Origin of the sequence: Staphylococcus sp. EG-SA-15 (assembly GCF_017151895.1) — a bacterium.
GTDB lineage: Bacteria > Bacillota > Bacilli > Staphylococcales > Staphylococcaceae > Staphylococcus > Staphylococcus aureus.
Window position 1 is genome coordinate 1 of record NZ_JACVZN010000049.1, and the last position, 9,377, is coordinate 9,377.

Annotated in this window: 11 protein-coding genes; 1 reads left to right on the forward strand and 10 read right to left on the reverse strand. The window is 34.2% G+C overall.

Features of this window, described 5'->3' with window-relative positions:
- Positions 1 to 199 precede the first annotated feature (199 nt).
- The 3 genes from sak to IDG64_RS13995 all read right to left on the reverse strand — a co-directional run bounded on the left by sak (position 200) and on the right by IDG64_RS13995 (position 1,903).
- Entirely contained in the window at positions 200 to 691 is a 492-nt protein-coding gene (sak, locus tag IDG64_RS13985) for a staphylokinase (RefSeq protein WP_000920038.1), read from the reverse strand.
- 190 nt (positions 692 to 881) lie between these two features.
- Positions 882 to 1,637 (reverse strand): CHAP domain-containing protein, encoded by a 756-nt coding sequence (locus IDG64_RS13990; RefSeq protein ID WP_000861038.1) that lies wholly within the window; start codon positions 1,635 to 1,637, stop codon positions 882 to 884.
- A gap of 11 nt (positions 1,638 to 1,648) precedes the next feature.
- Positions 1,649 to 1,903, reverse strand: a complete 255-nt coding sequence (locus IDG64_RS13995; RefSeq protein ID WP_000611512.1) for a phage holin — start codon at positions 1,901 to 1,903, stop codon at positions 1,649 to 1,651.
- Positions 1,904 to 1,954: 51 nt separating this feature from the next.
- Here IDG64_RS13995 and IDG64_RS14000 point away from each other — a divergent pair, with 51 nt between their 5' ends.
- Positions 1,955 to 2,062 carry a hypothetical protein gene (locus IDG64_RS14000; RefSeq protein ID WP_001791821.1) on the forward strand — a complete coding sequence of 36 codons (108 nt, stop codon included), beginning with the start codon at positions 1,955 to 1,957 and terminating at the stop codon, positions 2,060 to 2,062.
- 52 nt (positions 2,063 to 2,114) lie between these two features.
- Here IDG64_RS14000 and pepG1 read toward each other — a convergent pair whose 3' ends face one another.
- The 7 genes from pepG1 to IDG64_RS14035 form a co-directional block, all read right to left on the reverse strand.
- The gene (gene pepG1, locus IDG64_RS14005; RefSeq protein ID WP_000880502.1) at positions 2,115 to 2,249 is read right to left on the reverse strand and encodes a type I toxin-antitoxin system toxin PepG1; all 135 of its coding nucleotides are present in this window, start codon (positions 2,247 to 2,249) and stop codon (positions 2,115 to 2,117) included.
- A gap of 184 nt (positions 2,250 to 2,433) precedes the next feature.
- The gene (locus IDG64_RS14010; protein WP_000340977.1) at positions 2,434 to 2,808 is read right to left on the reverse strand and encodes a hypothetical protein; all 375 of its coding nucleotides are present in this window, start codon (positions 2,806 to 2,808) and stop codon (positions 2,434 to 2,436) included.
- A gap of 55 nt (positions 2,809 to 2,863) precedes the next feature.
- Positions 2,864 to 3,151, reverse strand: coding sequence for a hypothetical protein (locus tag IDG64_RS14015; protein ID WP_001262620.1), 288 nt, complete (start codon positions 3,149 to 3,151; stop codon positions 2,864 to 2,866).
- A gap of 45 nt (positions 3,152 to 3,196) precedes the next feature.
- A complete protein-coding gene (locus tag IDG64_RS14020; RefSeq protein ID WP_001000058.1) occupies positions 3,197 to 3,349 on the reverse strand; it encodes a hypothetical protein in 153 nt (50 codons plus the stop codon).
- The gene (locus IDG64_RS14025) at positions 3,342 to 7,124 is read right to left on the reverse strand and encodes a phage tail spike protein (protein WP_016169206.1); all 3,783 of its coding nucleotides are present in this window, start codon (positions 7,122 to 7,124) and stop codon (positions 3,342 to 3,344) included. Before IDG64_RS14025 ends, IDG64_RS14020 begins: the two co-directional genes overlap by 8 nt.
- Before the next feature lie 15 nt (positions 7,125 to 7,139).
- Positions 7,140 to 8,630, reverse strand: coding sequence for a phage distal tail protein (locus IDG64_RS14030; protein WP_001154317.1), 1,491 nt, complete (start codon positions 8,628 to 8,630; stop codon positions 7,140 to 7,142).
- A partial coding sequence (locus IDG64_RS14035) for a lytic transglycosylase domain-containing protein (RefSeq protein ID WP_241012146.1) occupies positions 8,630 to 9,377 on the reverse strand: 748 nt, incomplete at its 5' end. The genes IDG64_RS14030 and IDG64_RS14035, both read right to left, overlap by 1 nt.

Genomic DNA, 9,377 nt, shown 5'->3' on the forward strand with positions numbered 1-9,377 from the left:
AATAGGCAAGTACCGAAGTACCTGCCTAAAAAAGGATTATCCACTTTTTCATCCTAACTGATTTCTCCCCATAAGTCACCTAATATCTGATTAGGTGGGGAAGAACCATTCGTGCATGAATGAGAATTTGATGAAAGATAATTTTCACTACACATATTCAATCAAGACATTGCTTTCTATAATAAACAACTATTTTGTTTTATTTCTTTTCTATAACAACCTTTGTAATTAAGTTGAATCCAGGGTTTTTAATATGCTCTGATAAATCTGGGACAACAAAACCTTTTTCTGTTATAGGGAAAGACTTCGTTTCTTCTTTTTTCTTATTCTTATCATAATAAGTGACTTCGATCTTTGCGCTTGGATCTAATTCAACTACTCTAAACTCTTTATATGCTGTCGCATCTAATGCCCATTCGACATAGTATTCAATTTTTTCTTTTGTAAGTGTAGTCCCAGGTTTAATAGGAAACTCGACATAATGAGGGGATAGCAATTCATTTCCTTTACCATCAACTCCAGTCACATTTACCATCAAATACGGGCCTGTTGGTTCAAAATAACTCGCGTCATCGCCTTTTTTATATTTTCCTTTGTCGAATGAACTTGATGCACTTACCTCATTAGTAATTGAAGAAAATGAGAATAATAACAATAAAACAGTTAAAAATAATAAACTTCTTTTGAGCATGGCGCTTCCTCCAAATATAATATATTTGTTTTTATTTATCTCTTTTTATAGCTAACACCCTTATTTAAGATGATAAATATCAACAACTTCATTTTATATTGAGAAAATATTAAAAATCAATAAAATATTAAAAGAAACTAAACTTACATTAAAAAATAATTAACAAATATTTAACATTTTAACCTAAGAATTAAAACACTTCTTTCACAATCAATCTCTCATGCCATATCCACTCATTATGATTGTTCCAATAAATGCGACACCAACCATCTATAATTTCAAACACATATATTAATGTTCCAGGCGCGTATACAGCCTGTCCAACATCGAATCTATAGTTAGTACGATTATCACCGTATCTAGTGGCTGAAGTAGCACCTAAGCCGTCGATTTTCGCATTAAAATAAGCACCTTTTGACCATTTAAGGTTATAAGGCGCTTTACTTCCAACTGTTATTTTACTTGCAGATTTACCGACTGCTTTTTGAGCAGGTGGTTTAACTTTATTTGTGATCTTATTCATTAAGCCCTCACTTTTATACTTAGGTCTAATAAAGTGAGTACAGCCGTAATAATTATCCCAACGTAACTTTGCAGGCGTATTTGCGTTACCGTCATAGTTCTGTTCCAAAATTAAAAATTGATTTGTATTACCACCATTAAACACTAAACCAATATGACCGTATTGTTTATATATTCCTTTGGTAAATACAGCCACATCACCTATTTGTGGAACAAACGATGGTGTGTTTTCATATACTGTTGCCATGTTTTTAAAATCGTTATTGATTGCATCTTTTGCATTTCCCCACATTCTAATTTCTAACAACCAATAAATGTAATCAACTGCTAAATCTGCACATTGGTAACCATACCAACCGTCAAAATCAATATATCTACCTTGATACCAACGTAACCTTGCTCTTGCTTCACTGTATGTTTTCATTATTTTACCTCCTAGTATTTTCTTCTTGGTTCTTCATATTCTAAAGCTTGGTGGCTATCACCTATACCTTTAGTAGTCGGGTCTTGAATCACACCAGTTAATACTAAAAATCCTAATATAGCGTTTAAACCGTCTGTTAATTGCTCTGTATAAACTTGGATATCATACCCAATAGCTTTTGCGATGTTTTGAGCAAATAAAAAGATAGCTGACAATATCGCTACCCAAAATGATTTTTGTTTCATTCTAATTTTCCAATTAATCATATTCTTATCTCCTTTTACCCAAAATAAAAAGACGACTAATAAGCCGTCTATTTGATATTTATATTATGGTGTGTTAATTTATATATAGAAAAAGGGCAACATGCGCAAACATGTTACCCTAATGAGCCCGTTAAAAAGACGGTGGCTATTTTAGATTAAAGATTAAATTAATAACCATTTAACCATCGAAACCAGCCAAAGTTAGCGATGGTTATTTTTTATTGCTTAATTCAATAAGCTTGATTACTAGACCTATCAATGCAATAAGGAATAAACCAAACTGCAACATGGTACTAATTGTAATCATTAGGCATCTCCTTTCTAAAGATTTCAGTAATGCCAACATAGGCACCACCTCCTTATACTCAGATAGCCACCATCTATCCAACTTGCTCACTTCTGCATATTACCATAATTACAACAATAAATAAAAAGCCAGTGCCGATGCACTGACCAAAAACATTATTTACATTTACGACCATACAAATAACATGATAACCATCTTGCCCAACTCATTATGTCCACCTCCCTTAAGGTAATAACGCAGTAATTGATGCAGTAATGACTGCAATCATAACAATTGTTACAAGCGCCCATATGGCACCTACGAGCCATTTATTTTGGGCGAGTGTCTTTTCTTCATTTTTTTGCGCAACATCTACTTGCGTTTGATATCTTTCTTCAATTCTGTTTAATATCTTTGTTTGCTCTAAATTCTCATCTACAACTTTATCTTGCTTATCTTTAAGTTCTTTATGAGATTCTCTTAGTTCATTATGATGTTGCTTATGTTCCTCTCTAAGTTCAAGCACATGATCAGCTGTTTCGTTTGCTAGTATTTCAACATCATCAACACGTTCAACTAATTCAGAAAGCTCTTTTTTTATTTTCTGAATATCATCCAAAACTACACCTACTTTCTAAGAAAGCTATGAGCGTAATGCTCATAACTTAGTATAGTTACATTATTTCGCTATCAACTGATTTATCAGATGACAAGTCAGTTCTATCCACAACTTCTTTCACAACTTTCACACCGTTTTGATTGCCTGTTAATTGATATAAAAGATTTAAAGTTTCAGCAATCTTTTTAGCGTTTTCCTCAGATTTAAAATCTTGTGCATAACTTGCTGAATCGGACGTTGTAAAACTGCCTACAAAATCTTGATACAAAACGCGCTCTGTTCCCTCTTTGTCAATTTGTACTAAAATAAATCTCTCTGTTTTTTTGATAATTTCATTTGCCATATTAAATGACCTCCTTAAATTTTTGTATAAAAATAGTGCCAAGGATTACTCTTCCTCAGCACTTTTGCTTTTTTCATTTTGTTCTTGTATATATGCTTTTAACATTGCATTTTCTTGTGTTAGTCTTGTGATTTCTTGCGATAAATAGTGAATTGTATATTGTGGATTGGCTTGTAAACCTTGATTGCTATCATTCATTTATTAATTCCTCCAGTTTTTCGATTTTTGATTGCTGGTTTTTAATAATAGGTATTAAATGAACCCAAAGTCTATCGTATGCGATACCTTCGATTTCTCCGTTGTCATCATAAATAACAAATTCATTAAATCCTAATTCTTCAACCTCTTCCGCTATTAAGCCAGTATGTCGACTAAGTTTAAAAGTATCATCAGATAACTTTTTACCACTTTCCAATTCTTTAGCCATTATTTCCGATTCATATTTGTCAAACCATGTACGAATTGGAAGCTTTAAAATCTCTTTTGAATGACTGAACTGATCGTCTTCATTGATGTATTGATTTTCGATTGAAATTTTATACTTTTTGGCAGAAGTAGCACGCCCAATTGTTCCAGCAGAAGTAATGTGTAAGTTAGCAGGTGCTGAATAAGTACGCTTATAAATAGAATTAGAAGCGACTCTATCGCCAGCATTATCAGAACCTACCGCCAATAAATCATAACTTTGAATGCTAACGTAACTATTTCCATCTCTTCGTTTAACTATGTTGAATTTGCCCATACCTGACTCAATTGTAGCGTCTCCGCCTGTAGCATAGTCACCATTAACGACTTGAACCAATCCTTTATTGCTACGTTTAGAAAATCTTAATCCAGCACCGTACTTATAGTTTTCATCTGAACCAAACATGATATAACCGTCAGTTTCGTATGCACTATCAGCGTTTGATAATGTGAATGCGAATCGGTTTAAACCAGGTTTATTTTTGGTGTTCGGAGATAAATATATCGGTGCTTCTCTACTTTCAATATTAGCTGAAGCATATGAATCGATAATAATTCGGTTGTAGTCAGATGTTAAAGCGACTACACCGCCATAAGAATTGATTGTTATGCCATTCATACCGCTATCACTGTAAGTTTTATCCCACCATTGAATAGTACCGGATGAACCTCCGTCTTCGCCTTCTCCATCAATATATGTTGAAATACCAAAATGTGACATATAAAGTGAACCGCCTGCGGTATTATTTCTAAACCTTAGATGTCCATCTTTAAGACGTGTGAATATATCATCGGTTGATCGTTTGCCTTTCCAAGTTCGTTGTACGATTCCGCCAAGTTCAATAAAATCATTTTGAACTTGTACATAACGGTTAGCATTTCCGCCTTTAATACCAATTCTATTCACATTGATGTCAAGACCTTCATTTGATAAGTTTAGGCTATTAACAATGTCATTTTTACCAACTTTGTTATTAATATTATTTGCGACTACATTAAATTCTCTATTCGCTGTTATATCAACTTTATCGCCACTAATTTTCACGCCATCTTTATCAATAGTATGTGAAGTAATCGCCCCATTTTCGTCATACCTTAAATAGATGCCTTTCATAGCATTTACAGTGATGTCTGCTAACACTCTTGATAGTGTTCTTTTAGAAGCATTAAACTCTTCTTTTGTAGTTCTTAATTTGATTTCCTTACCATTTTGTATAATTTGAGAACCATAGCGAGTCAATGTTTTCCTCTGTGCATCTGTGCTTTCTTTGACCTTGTTGTCTGTATAAGCATTAGCTTTCTTTTCAGCGTTTCTAGCCTTTAGTTCTGCGTTTTGTTTTGCCTCTTCAAGTTTAGCTTGAGCATCTTGTATAGCGCGTTGCTCTTCTTCCGAAATTTTACCATCAGCATACGCTTGCGATTCCTTCTCTTTAAGATCATCTTGAGCATCAATGTATGATTTTAAAGCTTCTTGCGCTTCTTGATTTGCTTGTTCAATACTTGCTTTAATCTCAGGATTATTGGACAAATCACTTAACTGGTCATCAGTATATTGTTTTTGTTCTTCCAATCCGTTTCGATATTCGTTTAACGTAACTTTATCTTTGATTTCACCTTTTAAAGTCGTTCTCTCAGCTTCAGCAGTATCTAAACGTTCAACAATACCGTCTTTGTCTGTTTTATAGTCCGATGTTTTTACATAGTCACGTAATTGTTCTTTTGTGGATTCTCTAGCTGCTTCAATAGCTGATTTAACAACATTAGGTTCTCCGACTAACTGCAAATCTTCATTCACCGTTAAACCAAATTTTGTTGCTATTATTTCCAACGCTTCTTTATATTTTTCATCAGTGTATTGTGACTGTAATAATTTAAATCTATCTGAAATGGCGATTTTGACATCTTCTACATCTGTATAAACATCTTGTAATTTCTTTCTATACTCAAGAAATAAAGTTTTTGTATCTACCAACCGACCAATCGTTGCAGTTTCGGGTGTCATAGATTCTAAATTATTTTTAATTTGATTATAAACATCAATCACAGCGTCTAAACTTGCTTGTAAGTCCGCTTTCAAATCATTATCTACTAAGTACTCGCTATTCAGTAATTCTGTAGCTTCTGACAAAAGACTAGCGTGTTGTATAGATAAATTAATAAATATATTGTTTAATTCACTGAATAGCGCTTTCTCTCTTGTTATACCACCTAATTTTTCAACATCATTTGGTGTTTCTTCAATCCATCGACCATTCCAATATCTACGCAAGACAGCAACATCAGGGTTACTTGTATCATACCAAAGCATATCATTGACTGGATTTTCTGGCGGTGTATCACTTTTGTGTATTTTGCGTTCAAAGTATTCTAATTCACTATCTACAACATCTTTTACTATAGTGTTGATATTGCTAATATTATCGTTTAACTTTTGATGTATTATGTTCAATCGCTTGTTAAACTCTTCTCGTAATTCTGATTCTTTGAACTCTTTAGGTTGACCGAATGTATATGTGCTATTTTCTGAAATTATGTTATATTCTTCGGCAATAACTTCTGCCTCTACATACAATGGCGGGTTAAAATCTCTATGTTTTACTCTGACTGTATCACCAATTGATATAATCTCGTGCGGATACGTAACTTCCAAATCAGTAGAAGTAATCTCATATGACATAACTGCCGACTTACGTTTATTTAACTCTGTTTTGGCTAAAGAACGCAACCGTGTTTCATTCATATTTTGATCATCTGATTGAGGTTCGTATATTCCCCAAATATAACGGGTAGGTAAGTTGAATTGACTTTGTGCTTCGTCATCTGTCACAACTAACTCTAAACGCTTTCCTTTGTCGTTTTCGGGTCCCACAGCAATTAATGCTGCTTTGATTTCTGACATATCAATCTTCCTAGTTAACCCAACCAAATCTTTACCATACTCAATTTCTTTACCTTTGAATAAGCTGTTTTTCTTTTTGAGTACCACATATCTACCTTTGACGGTATTAGAACTAAGCTCTATATAAAAATCCAATACCATTTTATAGGTTGTACATAATTGCTTTAAAACTTCATATCTAGTTTGATAAGAAGTCCATGACGTAGTACGTAAGCCATCGTATTCGGTTTGTTCAGAAACTTCCCAACCTGTATCACTCAACACATCTTTCAATGCTTCTGAAGTTATCTTTTTCTCAAATTTGCCTGGTGCATACGGTTTAGCTGTTGTTATATCAGCAAGATAAGACGCTATACATTCTATCTCTGTGTAGCCGTCCATCGTATCTTGAACCCAGTTAATAATAAATTCACGCCATTGTTTGTTTGAATCCCTTATAATAACACGATGTCGTTCACGGAACTTTTCAGCTCTTTCTGATGATATGAGCAGTTCAAGTATTTCTGAATTGTCATTAACATTACGTTTATGAATCGCTCTAACTAAGGAAGGGTCATCAGTAGAAAGGAAATCTATAATCTTGTCGTTAAAATCTAAAACATGTATCACACTCTCATCTCCTTTCTATAAATATCTATCTTGCCATTTAACCGTCGTATCAAAGACGTTTTCAGGTTGTATGATTAATTCACTGTACCCAGAATCAACATTGAAATAATTACTTCCAAACGATTTCTCGCTCAACATTGGTTCCTCATTGATGACAACACTTTTTGCTTGCATATCTATTTTCACTAAATCACCTTTTTGTATAATGACATCCCTTGCGCCTTTCGGTTTCGGTAGAATCTCCGTATTGAATGAACCTAATCCATTCATCTCCATCCACTTATAACCGTTATACTTCGCACTATAGATAGCTATGATAGAAGCTGGACGCTGATAAAACTTACCGCCATCTATCCACTCTTTCTCATCCATATCAATAGGTTTACGTCTATCTGGGTCTTTAATGTGATCAAATTTCCAAGTTTTAATAGAAAATTTATTACCTACTCTTCTGAGCCGCATATAAACAACGATTCTGTCCAAGTTATACATTATCGGTTTATTCTGATAGTCGTATATCTTTTTGGGGTCTCCTTTTTGGTTATACAACGTAACAACAATATGTCCTATTTTTCTATCATGATATTTATTTTCATAACCAATAGAAGCAAGTAACTTACCATCACTATCATAAATATGTTGTGCTGTTCTTCCGGCACCTTTACCTTTTTGTTCAACAATACATTTATAGGTAATTTGAAAATCTGTCATCGCTTTAGGGAGCCCTCGTTTCGTGCCAGCACCAACCCAACCTTTTGCATCAGGAAAATTAGTTGCTTTATATCCTTCGCCAAGATTGGATATCACAAAGTCACCGCCGACCTTACCACCTAAATCATTACTTGGAATATCTTCAGTAATCATCTTAGTCCAACCTTTGAAATCACGAAACTCACTATGATAAACAGGAGGCATGTAATCCTTAACTTCTTTGGTTACCTCATCATCACCAACCATAAAATAATCTTCATCATTTTTAGTGATCATAAAGTAACTAGATGGTTTAATTGCTCGGGCTTCAACAATTAAAGGAGTGTCAGCAGTCCCACTATTTACAACTGAAACTTGGTCTGAAATCGCAGTATTTTTATTTCCTGTTACTGAATATTTGTAAGGGTCTGTTAGTACTACTTTGATAGTGAACTTCACTGAACCTCTTGGGTTTTTCGGTAATTTTAATGGTCCATCAAAGTATGCAAACCAATACCAGTTTTGAGATTTGAATTTAAGTTTTTTCGGCTTTAAATTGTCAATATCAAAAAATTCAACTAACTCTTCCAATATATCGTCATGCGTTTTTTGTCCACCTGGCGCCAAGACTTCATTTCTAATTATTAGAGGTAATTCAAATTCGATATCATTTAGATAACGAGCTTTAGCAATAGAACCTGTTCTACCTTTCACACTTTCTTTTTCAGTAACAAAATTAAAAGAGGGTATCTCAAACCCTCTTTGTACAACTAACCATTCAATGGTTTTATTGTCTATTTGAATTGTATCTTGCATTAGATTATCGTGCCTCCTCTTCTAAATCTAACTCTTGTAGATTCGTGACGCTCTCGTTTATCGATAGAATTATTTACCTCATCTTCAAACACATACTTATTAATAACTGGTTCGTAATCCTTATCTGCAATAACTTGATTAGACTCAACCAAACTAACCAAACAATTAATAACCGCATCCAGTTTATTCTCCAATGTATGAATATAGTTTGTATCACTATTACTTATACTTGGATTTGGTAAGTTGTTTGGTCGCTTATTTTTAGAGCGGTTATCAATATCGTTAGCAGCTAAAGCTAATAATTTGTGTGCTTCGTTCGCTCTACTTGGATCAGTAGGTATTATCCACTCTGGATATCCTTCTTCCCCTAAGTGGTACAATCCGTTATAGACTTTGCCACCAGTAGCATATGCGTAATCACCAGCGCGTTTGAACGCAGCTCTCCATGAGCCTGTTCTTGGTACCCATTTACCCACAATATATCTCATAGCCGATATAGCTTGATGAGTTGGGTTGAGAGGATTATTGTAACCCGACTTTGCGTACGCTCTAAATGAAGGATCTATCATTTGGAACATACCTCTTGAAGGTATACCAGCTCTTGCGTTGCTATCCCAATTATTGACTGCATTAGCTGTATAATTGGATTCACGACTCGCAACACGCATCATTTCGTGTGTAATCCAGCTAGCTTTGTATTGACCTCCAAGTATATTTTGAGCTGTTCTAATCGCTCTGCGCGCATTT